The following is a 20,351-nucleotide window of genomic DNA, read 5'->3' as shown; positions in this document are numbered from 1 at the left end:
ATGACCACAGATTCGAACCAGACCGACGCTGCCACCGCCACGGAGAGTACATGGCAGCCGAGGTTGGCGCTGCTGGTGGCCGCAACGTTCTTCATGGAGTTCCTCGACGGCACCATCCTCACCACGGCCGTTCCCAGCATCGCTTCCGATTTCAGGGTCCCGGCCGCGGATGTCAACATCACCATGACGGCTTACCTCGTGACAGTGGCCATGGGTATTCCCCTCAGCAGTTGGCTGGCCGAACGGCTGGGGGCACGCAGGGTATTTTGCCTGGCCATCGCTGTCTTCACCGTGGCGTCGCTGCTCTGCGCCATCAGCCAGGACCTGACCATGCTCACGCTGAGCCGTGTGGCCCAGGGCGCGGGTGGGGCCATGATGGTTCCCGTAGGCACCTTGGTGGTGCTGCGGGGAACGCCGAAATCCGAACTCCTCCGGGCGACGGCCTTCCTCGTGTGGCCCGGACTCCTGGCACCGGTCCTGGCCCCCATGGTGGGAGGGGCGCTGACCACGTTCCTGTCCTGGCACTGGATCTTCATCATTAACGTTCCGCTTGGCCTCGCAGCCTTCATTGCGGCGTTGCGGCTTGTGCCGAAGACCGCCGGGGACGGCAAACGCAGGCTGGACTGGTTCGGGCTGCTGCTGACCACGCTCGGCGTCGGGGCCTTGGTTGTTGGTCTGGAAACGCTGGGTGGCCACGCGCCCGGGTCGGTTGCCGCCGTCGTGGTTGCTGCGGGCGTCTTGTCGCTGGCAGGTGCCGTCTGGTGGATGGCGAAGGCCAAGGTCCCACTGTTCAACCTGAACGTGTTCGGGACCAGGACGTTCCGCGCTACCTCAACTGGCGGCTTCATCTACCGCCTGACGATCAGCTCTGTGCCATTCCTCCTGCCCCTCATGTTCCAGGACGGTTTCGGCTGGGATCCGCTGAAGGCCGGCGTCATGGTGGCAGCCGTTTTCGTGGGCAACATCGGCATCAAACCCGCCACCACCCCGCTTATCCGGCGTTTCGGATTCAAGACGGTGCTGGTTTTCGCTTCCCTTGCATCGGCGGTGACGTTTGCCCTGTGCGCGTTCCTTACCGCCCAGACACCCGAGCCGGTCATCTTCGGACTCCTGCTCCTGAGCGGTGCCTTCCGATCCATCGGATTTTCCGCCTACGCCTCCGTCCAGTACGCGGACATCATTCCCGAACAGTTGCCCTCCGCCAACGCCATTTCAGCCACCTTGGTCCAACTGGCCGCGGGAGCGGGAATCGCCGTCGGAGCGCTGTTCCTCCGATTGTTCGACGCCACCCACCTTTTCGGCGCCGACCATGTGACCGCCTACAAGGGGGCGTTCCTGGCGATGGCCGTCCTGATGCTGGTCAGTACCATCGACAGCCTGACACTGCACCGCCATGCGGGAGCCGAGGTCAGCGCAGGGGCTTCCAAGCGGTAGGTCCGCGAAGCCCAGCGTTAAACGCAAAAGGTCCCGGTTCAAAAACCGGGACCAATTCGCGGAGACGGGGGGATTTGAACCCCCGGTCGAGTTTAACCCCGACCCTTCATTAGCAGTGAAGTCCATTCGGCCGCTCTGGCACGTCTCCAATCCGCTATTGCTAGCCCACCAAGGATACGCAGAACCAGCGGCCCAGTGCAAAACAGGCCAGGAGCGTCAGTTGATTCCGGCCAGCGCCCTCCACAGGAAATGGTTGCTCCGGGCTTGGAGGGCCGCGGCTTGCCGGTTGTCCGAGGCTCCGGCGTGCCCGCCTTCCAAGGCTTCGTGGAACCACACGTTGCGTATGCCCATGGCTTGCATGCGGGCTGCCATCTTGCGGGCCTGGACGGGGCCCACGCGGTCGTCGGACGTGGCGGTCCAGATGAACGTCTCCGGGTACTCCACGCCGTCGTGCAACAGGTGGTACGGCGAGAAGGTTCGGATGAACTCCCACTGCCCGGGAACATCCGGGTCGCCGTATTCGGCAATCCAGGAGTACCCGGCGGAGAGCTTGGAGTACCGGCGCATGTCCAGCAACGGCACTCCGCAGGACACCGCGCCGAACAACTCCGGGTACTGGGTGAGCATGTTGCCTACCAGCAGCCCGCCGTTGGAACCGCCCACGCAGCCGAGGCGCTTCCGGCTGGTGACTCCACGTGAGATCAGGTCCCGGGCGACGGCAGCGAAGTCTTCGTAGGCACGGTGACGGTTTTCCTGGAGTGCAGCGCGATGCCAGGAGGGCCCGTATTCGCCGCCGCCACGGATGTTGGCCACTACATACACGCCACCCCGGGCATGCGAATCCGGCCCGGTGGTGCGGCGCTCCAACCAGGCACGGCCAACCGTACCGCTGTAGGCAGGGGTGCGGGACACTTCGAACCCGCCGTAGCCGGAGAGCTGCGTAGGATTTTGGCCGTCCAGGACCAGGTCCTTTGAGGCCACCTGGAAGTAGGGCACGCGGGTGCCATCAGCGGAGGTGGCGAAGTGCTGCTGGACCTCGTACCCGGCTTCGTTGAAGAACGACGGCGACCGTTTCACCTCTTCGTGGTGGCTGTTGACGCCTCCGGTGCGCCCGGAGTCCAGGGAGTACACGGCTTCCCCGGGCTCCAGGGTCCCTCGGGTGAGCGTGGTGGGCGTCGTGAAGCCGGTGGCGACCAGCCAATAGTCGTTGCCGGCGCCGGATTCATCCTCGTCATCCACGGCGTAGGCGTTGACATCGTGGAGGGGCGGGCAGGCATCCAGGGTGCTGGAGGCCCAGGACCCCGCTGAATCGAGAGGGGTGGGGTCCAGCACACGGATTTCGGAGGAAACGTCGTGCAGCAGGTTCAGCAGGAGGTAGTCCCGGGTCCAGCTCCAGGACTGGAGGGACGTGTGCTGGTCCGGGGTGAAGAGCACCACCACCTCGAGTGATCCGGCGAGCCACGAGTCAAGGTCGGCCGCCAGGAGCGAGCCTGCGGGATAGACAACATCGGCCAAGGACCAGTCTTTCTGGGGCCGGAACATCAGCCATTCCCGGTGTGCGCTGATGTTCACGTCCGTGGGTACCTCGATGGCCACCCACGAATCGTCGCGGAGCAGCCACGTGCTCCGGTTGTAGAAGTCGATGTAGTCCACTGCGAAGGTCCGCTCGTAGCCCGGAGTGGCGTCGTGGGCCACCATGGCGAGCATGTGGTCTTCGGGGATTTCGAAGACCTGCTTCGCAGAGGCCAACGACTGCCCCCGGCGAAGCTGGACCGCCGTGCGGGCGTAGGAGGACGACGTCGCCGGAAGGCCGTCCGCCGTGCTGGAAACGAGCAGCGTATCGACATTGAGCCAGCTGACGTTGCCCTTTGCGGTTGGCACGTCGAAGCCGCCCGCGGCAGGGTCCACGAAGGCGCGGGTCTCGACGTCGAACTCGCGGTACCGGTTGGCGTCGCCGCCGTCGGGGGAGAGCGAAACCATCGCCAGACGGTACTCGGCGCCGGGCGCGGGACGCAGGAAACCGGCACCGTGGAAGACCCACTCGATCCCCTCGGCCTTGGCGAGGGCGTCGACGTCCAGCAGGACGTCCCACTCCGGCGACTCGGTGAGGTAGCTTTCCCACGTGGTGCGGCGCCAAAGGCCCTTGGGGTGCTCCCGGTCCTTCCAGAAGTTGTAGTAGAAGTCGCCACGCTTGTTCACCATGGCGATCCGGTCGGTGGAGTCCAGGACTTCGAGGATTCCGGCCTCCACGGCGGCGTAGTCGGCGTCTTCCAAGAGGTCCTCCGTGCGGGCGTTTTGCTCGCGGACCCAGGCCAGCTGCTCTTCGCCGTGGATGTCTTCCAGCCAGACATTCTCGTCCGTCGGTTCCGCTGCCACATCGGCGGCGTGGCGGGGTCCGGTAGCGGGGCGGTCTTCGGGGAGTGGCGTCTGATCAGCTTCTGTGGTGGTCATCGCCCCATCCAAGCAACTCTTTTCACGGGGAAGCAAGTCACACGGACGTTAGGCTTGAGCGTGGCTAAATCGCAAATCATCCGTGTTGCCCTGGTGGGGGCGGGCCCCCGGGGTACCAGTGTGCTTGAGCGGCTGCTCGCCAACTGGGCCGCCACCACGGACGAGGCGAATGTGACCGCAACGCTCCACATCCACGTCATTGATCCTTACCCGGCCGGTTCGGGCCACGTGTGGCAGCCGGACCAGTCGCGGCTGTACCTGATGAACACCCAGTCGTTCTATCCGACGCTCATTCCCGAGGATCCCGAACTTGCGCCGCCCTTGGCGGGGACGTCCTTCGACGAATGGCGAGTCACCCGGCGTCGTGATGGCCAGGGGCTGAACCAGGCCGAGAAGGCGGAACTGGCCACCCTCGAGTCGGACAACTTCCCCAGCCGCGCCATCTACGGACGCTATTTGCGCCAGACCCTCGCGGAGCTGCTGCAGCGGCTGCCCGACGGCGTCGAGGTCACCTTCCATGAAACCACCGCCATCGCGGCGCGGCCGGTTGGTGACATGTTCGACGTCGAACTGGCCGACGGCGGTAGCCTCACGGTCGGTTCGGTGGTCCTCGCGCTGGGGCACATCGAATCCCGGCTGAATCCCGAGCAGCGCTCGTTCGAAACCGCCGCGCGGGAACAGGGCCTGCTCTACTTCCCGCCTGCTCCTCCAGCTGATGTGGACTGGACACGCGTACCGGACAACGAGCCGGTCCTGGTCCGCGGCATGGGACTGAATTTCTTCGACGTCATGGGGCAGCTGACGGAAGGCCGCGGGGGCAAATTCGTCGACTCCGTGGCTCCGGGGACCGGTACGCTCGAGTACCGGCCGTCCGGCCGCGAGCCGAAGATCATCGCTGCCTCACGAAGGGGCACCCCGTACCGCGCCAAGGCCGGGCTGTCCGGCTACTACGCCACGAGCATCACGCTCCGGTACCTCACCGAGGCCGCCATGGACCGCTTCAAAGCCGCTGGCATCCAGCCGGGCTTCGATCACGACCTCTGGCCGCTCCTGCACCGCGACGCCCTCTGGGCCTACTACGCCACGCTGGCGGGATCGCAACCAGCGGCGATCCGGGACCCGGCGCAGTTCCTCGCGGACCTGGAGGATGCCTTGCAGCCCCACGCCCACGCAACGGGCAACTGGGAAAGCGCCGTGGGTGCGCTCGTGGAAAAGCACGTGGTGGCCTCCCGCCGGCTCAACCTGAAGGGGCTTGCAGCACCCTTGGCCGGCCGGACCTTTGCCTCACGCAAGGAGCTGGACAAAGCCATTACGGACTACCTCGACGACGACGCGCGGCGCTCCGCCCTCGGCGAATCCGACCCCGTGAAGATGGCCATCGGTGCCCTGCACACCGGCCGGGCGATCCTCAAGACAGTGGTGGCCGACGGCGGCATCACGGACGAATCGTGGGTGGCCGGGTTGCGGGGCTGGTTCGAATCGTTCGTGGAGGGGTTGGCCAGCGGTCCTCCGGCGCTGCGGTCGGAACAATTAGCCGCCTTGGCGCGTGCCGGCGTCGTGAGTTTCGTGGGACCCGACCCCAAGTTCAGCGTGGATCGGAACGCCAAAGTGTTCCGCGCATTCTCGCCGTGGGTCCGCGACGTACCGGCGCAGGCACGGACGCTGATCGAGGCGATGTCGCCCGCGAACCGTGTGGGCATGAACATCTCGCCGCTCCTGGAGCAACTGCTGGAGGACGGTTTGGTCCGTACCAAGATCATGATGAGCGTCGAGGGAACTCCGGTGCGGACCACAGGCCTGGACGTTGAACCGCATCCTTACCGTCCGGTGGCGGCGAACGGTTCAGTGACCCGGGGGCTGTACGTGCTGAGCCTTCAGTTGTCCGCCACGCAGTGGGGAACCGCGATCGCGGCCGAGGCACGGCCCACCAAGGGCAGGGCATACAGGAGCGGGCAACGGACCCTGCGCGATGCCGACGAGATCGCCCGCAGCATCCTGGAGCTCTGATGCGCGCCGCGGACGCGGGCTGTGGCAGGGCAAAAACCATGGCCTGACCCGGGGCGCTTGCGTGAACCACCACGCCTTCGCTACTGTGTGAGCTGCATCACCGGCCAGGTGGTGCGCGCTAGTGATCCGTGGCGGGAGAGTCCTGCCGGTACATCCCGTCAGGCGCCGTAGGAGCAAACCCTCCCCAGGAATCTCTCAGGCACCCTGTACCGCCGCGGCGAGGCAACTCTGGAAAGCAGTCCGGGATTCCCGGGCTCACCGAAGGTGCAAGCGTTCCTGCGTGCGCGCAGAACGCGGAAACTCTCAGGTCCATGACAGAGCGGGGAGGAACCCGAATCATCGCGGTACCCAAAAGGTACCGCCTGAACAATGGAGTTCCTCATGACGATTCAGCGCCCGCCAACAGATTCCAGCCAAGAACCCCACCTCGAACGCCAGCTCAGCAACCGCCACATCCAACTCATCGCGATCGGCGGTGCCATTGGAACGGGCCTCTTCATGGGCTCCGGCAAGACCATTTCCGCGGCCGGACCGTCGGTCATTTTCGTCTATATGATCATCGGCTTCATGCTGTTCTTCGTCATGCGGGCCATGGGCGAGCTGCTGCTGAGCAACCTGAACTACAAGTCCTTCAGTGACTTCGCCGCCGACCTCCTGGGTCCCTGGGCAGGCTTCTTCACCGGCTGGACCTACTGGTTCTGCTGGGTCATCACGGGCATCGCGGACGTGATCGCCATTGCCGGCTACTCCAAGGAACTCTGGCCGGGCCTGCCCCTCTGGATTCCGGGGCTCATCACCATCGGCATCCTCCTGCTGCTCAACCTGGCCACCGTGAAGGCCTTTGGCGAGACGGAATTCTGGTTCGCCCTCATCAAGATCGTGGCCATCGCGGCGCTGATCATCGTTGGCCTGTTCATGATCTTCAGCGGCTTCCAATCCGACGCCGGTCCCGCCAGCTTCACCAACCTCTGGTCCCACGGCGGCTTCTTCCCCAACGAATTCATGGGCTTCGTTGCCGGCTTCCAGATCGCCGTCTTCGCGTTCGTTGGCATCGAACTGGTAGGCACCACGGCCGCTGAAGCCAAGGACCCCGAGAAGAACCTGCCCAAGGCCATCAACTCCATCCCCATCCGCGTGCTGCTCTTCTACGTTGGTGCCCTCATCATCCTGATGTCCGTCACGCCGTGGACCCAGTTTGCCGCCGGCCACAGCCCCTTCATTGCCATGTTCTCCCTGGCGGGGCTCGGTGCCGCAGCCACCATCGTCAACCTGGTGGTGCTGAGCTCGGCGATGTCTTCGGCCAACTCCGGTATCTACTCCACTTCCCGCATGGTCTATGGCCTGGCACAGGAAGGCGACGCGCCCGCCGTCTTCAGCGCGCTGTCCGGACGCAAAGTACCCCGCAACGCCCTGTTCCTTTCCTGCGTCCTGTTGCTGTCCGGCGTCGTGCTCATGTACGCCGGCCAGGATGTCGGCAAGGCGTTCGACCTGGTGACCACCGTGTCCGCCGTCTGCTTCGTGTTCGTCTGGTCGATCATCCTGGCCAGTTACCTGGCGTTCCGGAAGCGCCGGCCGCAGCTTCATGATTCTTCGAAGTTCAAGATGCCCGGTGGCGTGGCGATGGTGTGGGTGGTGTTCGCGTTCTTCGCGTTCATCCTCTGGGCTTTGACCACCCAACCTGACACCCTCATGGCGTTGCTCGTGACTCCGGTCTGGTTCCTGGCCTTGGGCGTTGCGTGGGCCATCCTCCGCAAGCGGCCCACCCACCTTGCCCGGTACGAACACTTCCGTGCCGAGCTGCAGAAGGACGCTGAGCGGATACCGGAACCCGTCCGCAACTAGCCCACAAAGCAAAGGAGCCCCTCACGGGTGTGAGGGGCTCCTTTGCTGCTTTGAAGGGTGCTTAGCCCCTCAGGCACTTCTGGTACTCCAGCCACGCGAACGCGTAACGGAGCCAGCCCACGATGTCGTACCACTTGGACGGTTTGGTGGGGGCGGTGCACTGCGGCGGGTTCGGACCGCTCGCTGCCACCTTGACCAACGCCTTGACTGTGGTGCCACTTTCGACGGCGGTCAGCACCAGGGTGCCGGTACCTGCGGCTGCTGCCGCGGGAACCTTGAAGCTGACGCTTGCTGCACCGGAGGCAACGGGGACGTCGCCCAGTGCCACTGTGGCCCCCTTGGCATCAATGAACACTGCCTTGAGCGTCTTGTTGGCCGGGCTGCCGATGGAGGTCAGGTCCAGTTTGGACACCGCCAGCGTGATGGCGTCGCCTGCCTTGACCTCCGCGGCGGTGCTGTTCGCCACTGCCACTGAGCGCCGGGCGAAGTCAGGGGAAACCGGATTGTGCGCCTGCAGGTACTTGATCCAGGCGTCGCGGTCCACCAGGCCCGTGTCCTTGGTGTCGCTGCCTTCCTTGAACACCCGGAAGTTGTCACCGCCGGTGGCAAGGAAGCTGAACGTCCCGATCCGGTACTGCTTGGCCGGGTCCATCACGGCGCCACCCACCCAGATGCCGGTGATGCGGTCACCCGCGGGGCGTGCGGCGTCATAGGTGTAGTTGACGTTCTTGGACAGGCCCAGCTGCTGGTAGGGGCGGCTGGGCACCGTGCCATCAGGGTTGGTCTGCCACTGCTGTTCCAGGAGCGTCTTGAACTGGGCGCCGGTGAGCGTCGTCGTCCAGAGGTTGTTCACGAACGGCAGTACTGCGTTCGCTTCGGCGTAGGTAATGGTTCCGTCCGGGGCGTAGTACAGCTCGTTGCGCAGCCCACCGGGATTGACGACGCCGATCTCCGCCGCGCCCAGTTCAGGAGCCTTAAGCGTATCCACCAGCGAGTCCGCCACGAGGTTGCCCAGCGTGGATTCGGACGCGCGGTCGTCGCGCTTCGGGGCACCGCCGGCCGGGTCCGGGGTGAAAGCCGTGGTGATATCAGCGGTCACCGCGCCCACCGGCTGGTTGCCGATCTCTGCGGCGTTGGCCAGGGCTTTGTCCACGATCGTCTTGACGGCGGCGACGCGCGGGTAGGCGGCGACGAGGCTTTCTGCCGTGTCCGTGGTGCGGTCCACGATCGTTGCCTTGTACGCCGTGACCGACTTGGAAGCGGTGTCCACGGTCAAGGTCACGCTGCCCACGTTCTCGCCGTAGTTTCCGGTCTGCACGATCGGACGGGTCTTGCCTGTGGGCTGTCCGTTCGAGTCCAGGATGGGTGCATCCCAGGCATATTCCTTGTGGGTATGCCCGGTGAAGATCGCAGCCACGTCCGGGGAGGTCTCCTTCACGAGCTTGGCGAACGGGCCGCCGGCTGCGACTTCCTGCTCCAAGGTGGCGCCTTCGGGTGTTCCGGAGGCGGCGCCGTCGTGGTTTTCCGCGATGATCAGGTCCGCAGCGTTCTCCGACTTGATCTTGGCAGCAACCCGGTTGATGGCCTCCACCGGATCACCGAATTCCAGGTCCGCTATCCCCGCAGGGGTCACCAACGACGGAACTTCCTGCGTCACGGTGCCGATCACGGCAACCCGCAAGCCGTTCATCTCCAGGACCTTGTACTCCGGCAATACCGGGGTGGTGGTGCCCTTTTGGTAGACGTTGGCGCCAAGGTAGGCGAACTTCGCGTTGTTGCCACCGGCAATGACGCGGTCGCGCAAGTCCTGCCACCCGCCGTCGAACTCGTGGTTGCCAACTGCGGAAGCCTGCAGTTCAAGGGCGTTGAGCACATCGATGGTCGGCTGGTCCTTCGCCACAGAAGAAGCGAAGAGCGACGCTCCGATGTTGTCGCCGGCCGAGATGAAGGCCGTTGCGCCCGGAGCGGCTGCTGCCCGCAGCTTCTCCACGGTCCCTGCGAAGAGCACCGTGTTGGAGTCGATGCGGCCGTGGAAATCGTTGATGCCCAGGAACTGCAGGTCAACGCTTGCCGGTGCGTCCGGTGCCAGGTCCAGGCCCACCACCACGGGATCGTGGTCGCTGGCACGGAACTCGTCCGCGGCATAGTAGTTGGTCACATTGTTGTTATACCGGCTGTACTCCAACGCGACGGACTCCACGGAGTTGATGTTCCAGATGTCGGTTCCCGTCACGGTCTTGTGCGCCGCTGGGGAAGCGAGGATGTGGTCCAGGGAGCCGACCATTCCGCCGAAGAGATAGGAGTGCTTGTTGGTTCCGGCTTCGAGGTCGGTGTAGCCCGCGCCCGTGAGGACGTTGATGGGGTCCTCCTTGGCGTAGGCGTTGAAATCGCCGATCAGGAAGACCTTGTCCGTGCCCTTGCTGGCCTGCAGGTCCTTCGAGAAGGCCAGCAGCGATTCTGCCTGCTTGGTGCGGGCGATGTTCGAGGCGCCTTGGCCCTTGTCGGTGTCGTCCGGGGTGGCCGCGGAGCCCTTCGACTTGAAGTGGTTCACGATCGCGATGAACTTCTTGTCATCGGCCGCACCTACCGGCTTGAAGACCTGCGCCAGGGGCTTGCGCGCACTGGCGAAAGCCACGGTGTCGTTGTGGATGATGGATTCGCCCACAGGTTCGGCGGTGGCCTTCTTGTAGATGAATGCCGTGCGGATCATGTCCTCGTCGCCCAGCGGGGGAGCGTTCGCAGGAGTGCGGACGTAGTCCCACACCCCGGGCGTCTTGGCGTTGAGGGCATCAACCAGCTTGGACAGGGCGTCGTCGCGGTTCTTGCCGAACTGCGCCGAGTTCTCGATTTCCTCCAGGGAAACGACGTCTGCGCCGGACTTGGTGATGGCGGCAACGATCTTGTCCTGCTGGCGTTGGAGGTTCTCTGCGTTGGCCGCACCGCGGGCGTTGCAGCCTTCCTTCACCGTGATCGGGTTGCCGGCGCGGTCCGTGTAGAACACGCAGCCACTGAGCTGGTCACCGGTGGTGGGGAAGTAGTTCAGCACGTTGAAGGACGCCAGCTTAAGAGTGCCGCCAACATCTGCCGGGCCCTCGGGCCGTGAAGCAGTGAACGTCGCCGGCTGGACCGAGTCGGCATTCTCCGGGGTCAGGGCCGTGAGTGGCTGGAATTTCCAGGAGTTGTTGCCGTAGCCCAGGATCACGTCGGTCTTGAACGTGGCAGGAGAACCCACCCGGACAGGATCGGTGGTGGTCAGATACGGGAGCTGCTGGGCCTTGGTGGTGGCGTCCTTGAGGAAGTTGGTGGACGCGCCGTCGTCGAGCTTGATGCCGCGCATCGCGTTGTCAGCCACCACCGCCGCGTACTCCGGCGAACCGTAGGCGGCTACCGCCGTCGGCTGTACCAAAGGCGAGGTCCCGGCAGCGAGGCCAATTTCGCCGTACTGGTTCAGGGAGTAGTTGTCCGTCACGGTGAACGTGCCTTGCGGAGCGACGAGCATGCCCTCGAACGTCTCCCTGGCTGCCTCATTGGCGGGGAGCGCGAACGGCGATGCCTTCACTTCCGGTGCCGCTTCGGTGAGCTTCTTCAGCCCGGGGGCCTCCACCGTGATCTGGGTTTGGTTCGCGAATTCGCTCACGACGCCGGTCAGTTCCAGGTAGTCGCCGGGCTGTACCGAACCAGCCGTTGTGGGGGAGTAGACGAACACAGCGTCCGACGCCGTCCTGGCCGCCCCGCCGTTGTCGCCGCCGGTTCCGGGGGTCTGGACGTAGTAGCCATTGAAGCCGCCGGTGGCGTAGACCGCGGTCACCTTGCCGCGCGTGGTCACGGTGCTGCCGACCAGCGGGCTGGCCGCGCCGGTGCCTTGGATCTCGGCGATGGTCTTGGTGCCGCTACCCGGCTCCGTGGGCGGGGTGCCGCCGCCGGACGCCGTGGGCGTGATGGACGCGCTGAGGCTGAAGTCGGCGGCGTTGGAGTCCGTGTCAACGCCGTTGGTGCGGTTCAGGCTCCGGGTGTCCGTGTTTCCCGTGGGCGCCGTTGCGGCTGCGGTTTCGAACGTGTTGGACGTGCCGTAGCCAAGAAGGTCCGCGATGGCCGCGTTGCCCGTCACGGAGCCCGAAGCCAGCGGCGACACCGCAGTGCTCTGCTTGGCAAGGATCAGTGTCCCCGCGGTGCCGCCCGGGTTCAGCGTTCCCGTGGCCTGGACATCAGCCGGCGGTAGGGCCGGGGCAGTGGACGTGCCGCTGTTGGTGGCTCCCTGGATCAGGAAGTAGCCCTTGGCAGGGATGCTTCCCGTCAGTGCAGTGATGCCGGTGGGTGCAGCGGTTCCCGTTGCCGAACGGTACTGCAAGGACCAGCCGGCCAGGCTGACCGGTGAGTCGGAGGAGTTGTACAGCTCAACGAACTTGTTCTTGAATGCTGCGCCGCTGCTGCCTCCACTCAAGTAGGCCTCATTGATGACCACAGGTGATGTGCCCGGAGTGGGATCATCAGCTGCGAAGGCCGGAACGGCCGTCAGCGGGGCCGCTAAGAGCCCCGCCGACAGGACCGTGCCCGCCAAGAGTTTCCAATTCTTATGGTGCATCCGCTCTAACTTTCATCAGGGAGCCCTGTAGGGCTCTATGGACGACGCCCACTGTCTTGTGCAGGGGCGTTTGCCGGAAGTTACTCCCGGGTAAAGCTGCCTCGGACAAAGCTGAACACGAACGGATGAATAGGGAGTGGCTTGCCGGTGGCCGGAGGGTGGCCCCGGTCACCGGCAGGAACTACTTGGCAGCGCCTTTCAGCGTGCCAGTGACGGCAGCACCGGATTCGCCGCCGGACGTCTCGGTGGGGCGGCCGGATTCGTCCCGCTTGGCATCGCCGCTGCTGATTAAGGAACAACCGGCCAACGCGATGGACGCAACGCCGAGCACGGCGGCAGCCTTGGCAGTTTGTGAAAGGTGAAGCAATTTCCGGTCCTCATTCCCAGAAGGACCACAGCCTGGTTTTTCGAAGGGTGCGGTCAAACGATTGGGGAACCAGAAGCCATGCCCACGCCGAACGATCCCCCAAGCCCGGGAGTGGGCAGGTCCTGCCGGCCATCCTTGGGTAGGAGATGGCCGGCACGACCCGAAAATCAAGAGTCTAAGCGGTCTGGCCTAAATCCTGGATGACCTTGAACGTGGCGCCTGTTGGATCCGACAACGTAGCCAGGCGTCCGAACGGAGTGTCCTCGGCCTCCTGGACCACGGTGGCGCCAAGTCCCAGGGCCTTCTCAACCGTGGCGTCCGTGTCCTCTACGGCGAAGTACACGCTCCACATGGACGGCACCTGGTCGGGAAGGAAACCTGCCGCGTCCATGATTCCGGCCTTGGCGTTGTCTCCGGCGCCCAGCGTGGTGTAGCGGAACTCCGGAGTGTCGCTCATGACCTCCGTTTCCCAACCGAACACGTTTTGGTAGAACGACACTGCGGATTCATAGTCCTTGGACAGGAGTTCATGCCATGCGGGCGTTCCAGGTTCGGCGGCGAGTTCGTAGCCCTTCATCTCCCCGAACTGCCATGCTCCGATCGAGGCTCCGGAGGAGTCTCCATACATGGCCATGCTGCCCTGCTCGGGAACATCCATCGGCTCCATGAAGACCTGGCCGCCGTTCGCGGCAGCGGCTTCTGTGGTGGTTTTGATGTCGTCCGTCCGCAAGTAGGTGGACCAGAGGTCCGGCATGGAGCCCATGTCTTCCCGCTTCTGCATGATGCCGGCTATGAGCTTCCCATCCTTGGAAGCGGTGATGTAGCCGCCATACTTCTCTTCGTCTCCGGTCTCATAGGTCCAGCCGAAGAGTGCGTTGTAGAACGACTTCGCCTTCTCTGTATCGGAGGTCATCAGGTCGATCCAACACGGCGAACCGGCAGTGATATCGGGCGTAGGCATGTGTACAGCTCCTGTAGTCAGGCCGCGGCAAGCTCCGCGACTGAAGGTGTAGTGGTGGAGACACGAGGAACACTATGCGGGGGCTCTGACACTTTTCAACGATCTTTTGGTTGTCAGTTCTCAGACCGGGCTGGGGGGCTTATCTCTCCGGGAATTCGGTAGAGGTAAGAGCCGACTGTTTGCTTCATCGGGTTGCTCCCTACTAACACCTCGTCAAAGGAAATCTGGAAAGTTGTGTGCGCGTGGGTCTTCGATGCCACGCGCACGAATCCGTCGGTGATATGTGTACCCGTGCTCGAATCCATTCTTGGCAGTGGTACGTGTCAGCGCTCTGCTTGTTCCAGCAGCGCCCAGGGCTCCGGCGATGCCCAAGGCAACGAGCGGCCAGGCCTTGTCAACGAATGCTTGGTTGCCATGGACGAGGTCCTGCAACCACTCGGGCTTGGTTTGGAGGTTAGCCTCGGCGAGCTCGTTGCCGCAGGCTTCGTTGATGGCCAACTGTTCCGGGCTCATCCCTACTTTTACGTCCCCGGCGCAGTTCAGGGCGGTGTTCCTGAGTGTGTCGGTGCTTTCGACCACTGACGCCGCCGCGGCCGACATCGTTGTGTTGGAAGCAGCACCCACGCGCGTGCTGGCGCTCCTGTCGGTTGCGGTTGCGGCCGCGGCCCCTGGAACTGTGACCAAGAACAGCAGGAGCAGGGAAACGAGGCCTAGCAAACCCTTTACCAACGTTTTGGAAGGTCCGGAGCGGGCGCTGCGATCAAGCGCCGGTGCTGTCCGCGAAGGGGAGACCCCTGAATCCAGAGATGAACGGGTAGCAGGAAGCGCCACTGGGATGCCTTTCGGAACGCAGATGAGGGTCGCCGCACTTCTCCAACCGGGGGTGCGGTTCCACTTGGTAAGAGCCGCATCAGGGCGATTCATGACGCCACAATCCAAAAGCTATCGACAGGCCATCCGTGGGACGAGGCAACCCCAGGCCGAAATCACGCCAAAGCAGAACCCCCGGCATGCACTCGCATACCGGGGGTTCCAACGTGGCGGAAGGTAAGGGATTTGAACCCTTGGTACGGGGTTACCGCACACTGGTTTTCAAGACCAGCTCCTTAGGCCGCTCGGACAACCTTCCCTGCCTAGTAGTGTTTCATAGGGAGTTGGCTGTACCAAAACATCACGTGCTTCCCGTCCCGGCCCCGGGTCTGGAAGTGCCAGCAAGAATCCGGGAGTCCGTCATGAAAGCCGTCTACATTTCCCAGCCAGGCGGGCCCGAAGTCCTCGACGTCAGGGAAGTCCCGTCTCCGGTGCCGGGCGAGGGTGAGGTGTTGATCGACGTCGTAGCCGCGGGGCTGAACCGCGCCGATGTGCAGCAGCGCCGCGGTTTCTACCCGCCGCCCCCTGGCGCCTCCGAGGTTCCCGGGCTTGAGGTTTCCGGCCGGATCGCCGGCTTCGGCCCTGGAGTTACCAAAGCGTTCTCGTTGGGGGACAAGGTTGTGGCCCTGCTGGCGGGCGGCGGCTACGCCCAGCAAGTGGCCGTTCCCGCCGAACAGGTACTGCGGCTTCCCGACGGCGTTGACCTGGTCACCGCAGCCGCTTTGCCCGAAGTGGCAGCCACCGTCTACTCGAACCTCATCATGACGGCGCAGCTCCAACCCGGCGAAACCGTGCTCATCCACGGTGCCACGGGCGGCATTGGAACCATGGCCATCCAGATGGCCAAAGCCTACGGCGCCAACGTGGCCACCACCGCGGGCACTGACGAAAAAGTGGGCACCGCCAAGGCGTTCCTTGGTGCGGACATCGCCATTAATTACTCCGACGAGGACTTCGTCGAAAGCTTCAAGGCGCAAAACGGTGGCAAAGGCGCGGACGTGATCCTCGACGTCGTGGGTGCCAAGTACCTGCAGCAGAACGTAGACGCACTCGCCGACTACGGCCGCCTGATCATCATCGGACTGCAAGGCGGCACCAAAGCGGAGATCAACCTGGGACAACTGGTCAGCAAACGGGCCGCCGTGATCGGCACGGCCCTCCGTCCGCGGCCCGTGGCCGAGAAGGGCGTCATTATGTCCGCCGTGCGTGAGGTGGTTTGGCCCATGCTCTCCGATGGCCGGATCAAGCCGCTGGTGGCCAAGTCTTTCCCGCTGGACCGCGTGGCGGAAGCCCACGAGTACTTCGATTCCGGCGAGCATGTGGGTAAGGTCCTGTTGCTGCTCTGACCGGCACCCCCTTATAGCAAGGAGCTCCATTGTCCATCCGGCACAGCCTCCTGGCCCTGCTCCAGGACCAGCCCCGGTATGGCTATGAGCTGCGCGTGGAGTTCGAGGACCGGACCGGCGCGGCCTGGCCGCTGAACATCGGCCAAGTTTACACCACCCTGGACCGCCTTGAGCGGGACGGACTGGTCAGCAACGACGGCGACGACGGCGGCGGCCACGTCGTCTACAGCATCACCGACGCCGGGGTCGCCGAAGTCGGGGCCTGGTTTGACGGGGCAGTGGGCCGCGGCACTCCGCCTCGCAACGAGATTGCCATCAAGCTGGCGCTCGCGGTGACCCTGCCGGGCGTGGACGCCTCGGCCGTGATCCAGTCGCAGCGCGAAGTGTCCGTGCGCGCCCTCCAGGAACACACCCAAGCGAGGAAAGCGGCATCGGCAAACCAACGCTCCGCCGACACTGCGTGGTTGCTGGTACTTGATTCCCTGATCTTCCAAGCGGAGGCAGAGGTGCGCTGGCTGGACCTGTGCGAAGCGCGGATGCTGCAAGTTCAGGAGCGCTCGGGGGAGTGAACTCTCGGAAAGTGCGCGGAGTGTAGTTGCCGTTCACCGCAGCACAACCGCCGCTCGTCGCACCACGCCTGATCACCCGGTAGGTTCCGCCGTGCGGGGGGAACCTTCATTGCTAGCGTGCCCGTGACGCCCGGCTGTGCCCTAACGGAGCCACGGCAGCAAGAAGGTTCTCAAGGAGGAGACATGAACGCCATCCCGGAACAAGAACTCGAAAGGGAGCTGGACCCCACATTGCCGCCGCCGGCCGTGGATGAGTCCCGACGGGAAAAGGACGAACGGAAGTGGACCCCGGCCAAAATCGCCTTGTGGGTGGCCATTGCCCTGCTCGGCGGCGTGGCTTGGGTCATGCTTGCGCTGGTCCGCGGCGAGACGGTCAACGCCATCTGGTTTGTCTTCGCTGCCGTGTGTACCTATCTGATCGGTTACCGCTTCTATTCCAAGGTCATTGAGCGGTACCTCCTCAAGCCGGATGACCGGCGGGCTACCCCGGCCGAGTACAAGGCTGATGGCAAGGATTATGTCCGCACCGATCGGAACGTCCTGTTCGGCCACCACTTCGCTGCCATTGCCGGCGCCGGTCCGCTGGTGGGTCCGGTCATTGCTGCACAGATGGGTTACCTCCCCGGCACTATCTGGATCATCATCGGCGTCGTACTTGCCGGTGCGGTGCAGGACTATCTGGTGATGTTTTTCTCGATGAGGCGAGGCGGCCGGTCCCTCGGCCAGATGGCCCGCGAGGAACTTGGCGTCATTGGCGGCACCGCCGCCCTGGTCGCCACCCTGCTGATCATGATCATCATCGTGGCCATCCTTGCGCTGGTGGTGGTCAATGCCTTGGGCGAAAGCCCGTGGGGTGTCTTCTCGGTGGGCATGACCATTCCGATCGCACTCTTCATGGGCGTCTACCTGCGGTACCTGAGGCCGGGGAAGGTCATGGAGGTCTCGATCATCGGCTTTGTGTTGCTGATGGCCGCGATCATCGGCGGCGGTGCCGTGGCTGAAACGGAATGGGGTGCGGCCTTCTTCCACCTGGACAAGGTGACCATCGCCTGGGGCCTCATCATCTACGGCTTCATTGCTGCGATCCTGCCTGTGTGGCTGCTGCTCGCACCGCGTGACTACCTCTCGACGTTCATGAAGATCGGCGTGATCGTGATGCTCGCCCTTGCCATCATCGTGGTGCGGCCGGAAATCAACGTTCCGGCCTTCAGCGAGTTCGCCAGCCGTGAGAACGGCCCGGTCTTCTCTGGAGCGTTGTTCCCCTTCCTGTTCGTGACCATCGCGTGCGGTGCCCTGTCCGGGTTCCACGCATTGATCTCCTCCGGCACCACTCCGAAGCTGATCGAGAAGGAACGGCAGACCCGTTTCATCGGGTACGGCGGCATGCTCATGGAGTCCTTCGTGGCCATCATGGCGCTGGTGGCGGCCATCTCGATCGACCGTGGCATCTACTTCGCCATGAACGCACCCCTCGCGCTGACCGGCGGCACGGTTGAATCCGCGGCCCAGTGGGTCAACAGCCTTGGCCTGGCGAACGTGAACATCACTCCGGACGTCCTGGCACAGACCGCCAAGGACGTGGGGGAGGAGAGCATCATTTCCCGCTCGGGCGGTGCGCCCACGCTCGCTGTTGGCCTGGCGCACATCATGCAGCAGTTCATCGGCGGGCCTGGAATGATGGCGTTCTGGTACCACTTCGCCATCATGTTCGAGGCACTCTTCATCCTGACTGCGGTGGACGCCGGCACCAGGGTTGCGCGTTTCATGCTGCAGGACTCGATCGGCAACTTCGTTCCCAGGTTCAAGGAAGCCTCGTGGCGGCCGGGTGCCTGGCTGTGTACGGCGATCATGGTTGCTGCGTGGGGTGCCGTGCTGCTGATGGGCGTCACGGACCCCTTGGGTGGCATCAATACTCTCTTCCCGCTGTTCGGCATCGCCAACCAGTTGCTCGCTGCCATCGCCTTGGCCGTGTGCATGGCCATTGCTGCGAAGCGGGGAGCGTTCAAGTGGCTCTGGATCGTCGCAGTCCCGCTGGCGTTTGCCGCCGTCGTGACCATCACGGCAAGCTTCTTCAAGATCTTCTCGCCGGTTCCGGCGGTGGGCTACTTTGCCAACAATGCCGCTTTCACCAAGGCCTTGGCGGACGGCAAGACCTCGTTCGGGACGGCCAAAACGGTTGAGGCCATGGAAGCGGTGGTCCGCAACACCATGATCCAGGGCGTGCTTTCGGTGATCTTCGTCGTCCTGAGCATCATCGTGATCATCACCGCCGTCATTGCCACGGTCCGGGCGTTCCGTGCCGGTGGCGGGCAGGACCACGAGGATCCGGCCGTACCGTCCAAGGTGTTCGCTCCGGCCGGTTTGATTCCGACGGCAGCAGAGAAGGAACTCCTTGCCGAGTGGGACGCCCTGCCCGTGGACCAGCGACCCGTGAGCGCGGGGCACCACTAGTGGGAGCCCTCACGCAGGGCTTTCGTGGATTCGCCGGATACATGCGGGGGCTGATGGGAGCCGACGCGTACCAAAAGTATCTGGAGCACTTCACGTCCTCCGGCCACGAAGGTCCTGCCATGACCGAGCGCGAGTTCTGGCGGGACCGCATGGACCGTCAGGACACCAACCCGCAAGGGCGCTGCTGCTGAGGCTGCCGGAAGTTTCGCTACGAACGAAGTCCAAAATCCGGTCTTGGCCGCGGGCTGGCGCGAACCACGTGAGAGTATGAAACGCATGAGCGATCTGAACGACATTCAGCCCAAGGATGAGGCTTCGGACGACCAGGCCGTGGAGGGTACCCCGGTGGAAGGCACGGCCTTGAACGGCGCTGACCAGGGGTCAGAGGAGGCAAAGGACAAGCCCAAGGGCACCAACCTCCAGGAGCTCGTTGACGAGCCGGCCAAGGTGATGCGGATCGGAACCATGATCCGGCAGCTCCTCGAAGAGGTGAAGAGCGCACCCCTGGACGACGCGGCACGTGGCCGCCTGGCAGAAATCCATGAACGTTCCATCAAGGAATTGGAAGACGGTCTGGCTCCCGAACTTATCGAAGAGCTGGAGCGTATCAGCCTGCCGTTCCCGGAGGACAAAGCGCCCTCGGACGCAGAACTTCGCATAGCCCAAGCGCAGCTGGTTGGTTGGTTGGAGGGCCTGTTCCACGGCATCCAGGCCGCCATCGCAGCCCAGCAGGCTGCCCGTGACCATGCAACTGCCCAGCACCAGTTGCGCCAACTTCCGCCGGGAACGGTGATCGCGCCCGGCATTGTGATCGGCGAGAACGGGCAGCCGCAGCGGGCCAAGGCCCCAGGTGGACCCGGCGTTGCGTCTCCCGGCCAGACCGACGATCCCGATCACGGCCCGGGCCAGTACCTCTGAGCCTGGCCGTGGGTTTCTTTGGGGCCGTCCGGCAGGGACGGAAAGACGATCTTGAGCTCGGTAAGGGGCTGTGGCGCCGTGCCCATGACCGTTTCCACCGTGGCTTGGATCGCTATCACCAGGTATTGGAAGGCGTTGACGACGAGGAGTTGTACAACGAGCTGGTGCAGATCGCCAACGAGCTTGCGGACTTGCTCCCACGCGTTCGGGTGATCTGCGTTGAGGCGCAAAAACGAGCGCCCAGCGATGGCCTTGACGTGCCAGGTTCCCTTGCCGGCGTCCACCGTGCACTGTCCAAGGCCGGCAATTCGCTGGCCACGACGGCGGAGGCTGCGGCCATGCTGCGGCTGGCTGTTGGTCCTGTCCCAGTGGGCGCGCTGTCCGTACGGCGCCGGGCCGAGTCTGTTTTTGAACAGGTTGCGGATGCCGAGCGCCTCCTTTCGTACTGACTGAAGGCCAACGGACTGAAGACCGCCCGGTTCAAGTGTGCAGCGCATGCAACTACCGGCGTACGCGTTTATTCCACTGACGCAAAAAGTTAAGCGGATAGCTG

Annotated in this window: 14 protein-coding genes, 2 tRNA genes and 1 riboswitch; of the genes, 9 read left to right on the top strand and 7 right to left on the bottom strand. The window is 64.1% G+C overall.

Annotated features, from left to right (window positions below):
* Entirely contained in the window at nucleotides 1-1,434 is a 1,434-nt protein-coding gene (locus ACIQTZ_RS15410) for an MFS transporter (RefSeq protein ID WP_402982062.1), read from the top strand.
* Between the two features lie 59 nt (nucleotides 1,435-1,493).
* On the opposite strand, the gene ACIQTZ_RS15405 is transcribed toward ACIQTZ_RS15410, so the two are convergent.
* Nucleotides 1,494-1,582 (bottom strand) — tRNA-Ser (locus ACIQTZ_RS15405).
* A gap of 68 nt (nucleotides 1,583-1,650) precedes the next feature.
* Nucleotides 1,651-3,885 carry a prolyl oligopeptidase family protein gene (locus tag ACIQTZ_RS15400; protein WP_402982060.1) on the bottom strand — a complete coding sequence of 745 codons (2,235 nt, stop codon included), beginning with the start codon at nucleotides 3,883-3,885 and terminating at the stop codon, nucleotides 1,651-1,653.
* A 60-nt stretch (nucleotides 3,886-3,945) separates the two neighbouring features.
* Here ACIQTZ_RS15400 and ACIQTZ_RS15395 point away from each other — a divergent pair, with 60 nt between their 5' ends.
* Both ACIQTZ_RS15395 and cycA read left to right on the top strand, forming a co-directional pair.
* Entirely contained in the window at nucleotides 3,946-5,892 is a 1,947-nt protein-coding gene (locus ACIQTZ_RS15395; protein ID WP_402982058.1) for an FAD/NAD(P)-binding protein, read from the top strand.
* A 122-nt stretch (nucleotides 5,893-6,014) separates the two neighbouring features.
* A riboswitch (glycine riboswitch) is annotated at nucleotides 6,015-6,114 on the top strand.
* A 159-nt stretch (nucleotides 6,115-6,273) separates the two neighbouring features.
* The gene (cycA, locus tag ACIQTZ_RS15390) at nucleotides 6,274-7,734 is read left to right on the top strand and encodes a D-serine/D-alanine/glycine transporter (protein ID WP_402982057.1); all 1,461 of its coding nucleotides are present in this window, start codon (nucleotides 6,274-6,276) and stop codon (nucleotides 7,732-7,734) included.
* Between the two features lie 61 nt (nucleotides 7,735-7,795).
* On the opposite strand, the gene ACIQTZ_RS15385 is transcribed toward cycA, so the two are convergent.
* From ACIQTZ_RS15385 to ACIQTZ_RS15365, 5 genes are all read right to left on the bottom strand, one after another.
* Entirely contained in the window at nucleotides 7,796-12,316 is a 4,521-nt protein-coding gene (locus tag ACIQTZ_RS15385; RefSeq protein WP_402982055.1) for an ExeM/NucH family extracellular endonuclease, read from the bottom strand.
* A gap of 181 nt (nucleotides 12,317-12,497) precedes the next feature.
* Entirely contained in the window at nucleotides 12,498-12,683 is a 186-nt protein-coding gene (locus tag ACIQTZ_RS15380) for a hypothetical protein (RefSeq protein ID WP_402982053.1), read from the bottom strand.
* Nucleotides 12,684-12,858: 175 nt separating this feature from the next.
* Nucleotides 12,859-13,644 (bottom strand): VOC family protein, encoded by a 786-nt coding sequence (locus ACIQTZ_RS15375; RefSeq protein WP_402982052.1) that lies wholly within the window; start codon nucleotides 13,642-13,644, stop codon nucleotides 12,859-12,861.
* Between the two features lie 213 nt (nucleotides 13,645-13,857).
* Nucleotides 13,858-14,157: a hypothetical protein gene (locus ACIQTZ_RS15370; RefSeq protein ID WP_402982050.1), complete on the bottom strand. Its 300-nt coding sequence runs from the start codon at nucleotides 14,155-14,157 to the stop codon at nucleotides 13,858-13,860.
* Between the two features lie 525 nt (nucleotides 14,158-14,682).
* Nucleotides 14,683-14,773 (bottom strand) — tRNA-Ser (locus ACIQTZ_RS15365).
* Between the two features lie 103 nt (nucleotides 14,774-14,876).
* Between ACIQTZ_RS15365 and ACIQTZ_RS15360 the strand changes: the two genes are divergently transcribed.
* From ACIQTZ_RS15360 to ACIQTZ_RS15335, 6 genes are all read left to right on the top strand, one after another.
* Complete coding sequence (locus tag ACIQTZ_RS15360; RefSeq protein WP_402982048.1) at nucleotides 14,877-15,860, top strand: NAD(P)H-quinone oxidoreductase; 984 nt, start codon at nucleotides 14,877-14,879, stop codon at nucleotides 15,858-15,860.
* Between the two features lie 29 nt (nucleotides 15,861-15,889).
* On the top strand, nucleotides 15,890-16,429 hold the full coding sequence (locus ACIQTZ_RS15355; RefSeq protein ID WP_402949328.1) for a PadR family transcriptional regulator: 540 nt from the start codon (nucleotides 15,890-15,892) through the stop codon (nucleotides 16,427-16,429).
* Between the two features lie 183 nt (nucleotides 16,430-16,612).
* A complete protein-coding gene (locus ACIQTZ_RS15350) occupies nucleotides 16,613-18,880 on the top strand; it encodes a carbon starvation CstA family protein (protein WP_402982047.1) in 2,268 nt (755 codons plus the stop codon).
* Nucleotides 18,880-19,071: a YbdD/YjiX family protein gene (locus ACIQTZ_RS15345; RefSeq protein WP_402982045.1), complete on the top strand. Its 192-nt coding sequence runs from the start codon at nucleotides 18,880-18,882 to the stop codon at nucleotides 19,069-19,071. Before ACIQTZ_RS15350 ends, ACIQTZ_RS15345 begins: the two co-directional genes overlap by 1 nt.
* Before the next feature lie 85 nt (nucleotides 19,072-19,156).
* A complete protein-coding gene (locus ACIQTZ_RS15340; protein WP_402982043.1) occupies nucleotides 19,157-19,798 on the top strand; it encodes a bacterial proteasome activator family protein in 642 nt (213 codons plus the stop codon).
* A gap of 8 nt (nucleotides 19,799-19,806) precedes the next feature.
* A complete protein-coding gene (locus ACIQTZ_RS15335; protein ID WP_400270673.1) occupies nucleotides 19,807-20,247 on the top strand; it encodes a hypothetical protein in 441 nt (146 codons plus the stop codon).
* The last annotated feature ends 104 nt before the right edge of the window (nucleotides 20,248-20,351 follow it).

This window comes from Paenarthrobacter sp. NPDC090520, from assembly GCF_044769205.1.
GTDB lineage: Bacteria > Actinomycetota > Actinomycetes > Actinomycetales > Micrococcaceae > Arthrobacter.
This window is presented reverse-complemented; position numbering and strand designations above follow the sequence as displayed.

What these genes read in the sequence shown, in the direction of transcription:
- ACIQTZ_RS15350 (WP_402982047.1), top strand. Translation starts at nt 16,613, where the DNA reads ATGAACGCCATCCCGGAACAAGAACTCGAAAGGGAGCTGGACCCCACA.
- ACIQTZ_RS15375 (WP_402982052.1), bottom strand. Translation starts at nt 13,644, where the DNA reads ATGCCTACGCCCGATATCACTGCCGGTTCGCCGTGTTGGATCGACCTG.
- cycA (WP_402982057.1), top strand. Translation starts at nt 6,274, where the DNA reads ATGACGATTCAGCGCCCGCCAACAGATTCCAGCCAAGAACCCCACCTC.
- ACIQTZ_RS15370 (WP_402982050.1), bottom strand. Translation starts at nt 14,157, where the DNA reads ATGAGCCCGGAACAGTTGGCCATCAACGAAGCCTGCGGCAACGAGCTC.
- ACIQTZ_RS15385 (WP_402982055.1), bottom strand. Translation starts at nt 12,316, where the DNA reads ATGCACCATAAGAATTGGAAACTCTTGGCGGGCACGGTCCTGTCGGCG.
- ACIQTZ_RS15410 (WP_402982062.1), top strand. Translation starts at nt 1, where the DNA reads ATGACCACAGATTCGAACCAGACCGACGCTGCCACCGCCACGGAGAGT.
- ACIQTZ_RS15340 (WP_402982043.1), top strand. Translation starts at nt 19,157, where the DNA reads ATGAGCGATCTGAACGACATTCAGCCCAAGGATGAGGCTTCGGACGAC.
- ACIQTZ_RS15400 (WP_402982060.1), bottom strand. Translation starts at nt 3,885, where the DNA reads ATGACCACCACAGAAGCTGATCAGACGCCACTCCCCGAAGACCGCCCC.
- ACIQTZ_RS15360 (WP_402982048.1), top strand. Translation starts at nt 14,877, where the DNA reads ATGAAAGCCGTCTACATTTCCCAGCCAGGCGGGCCCGAAGTCCTCGAC.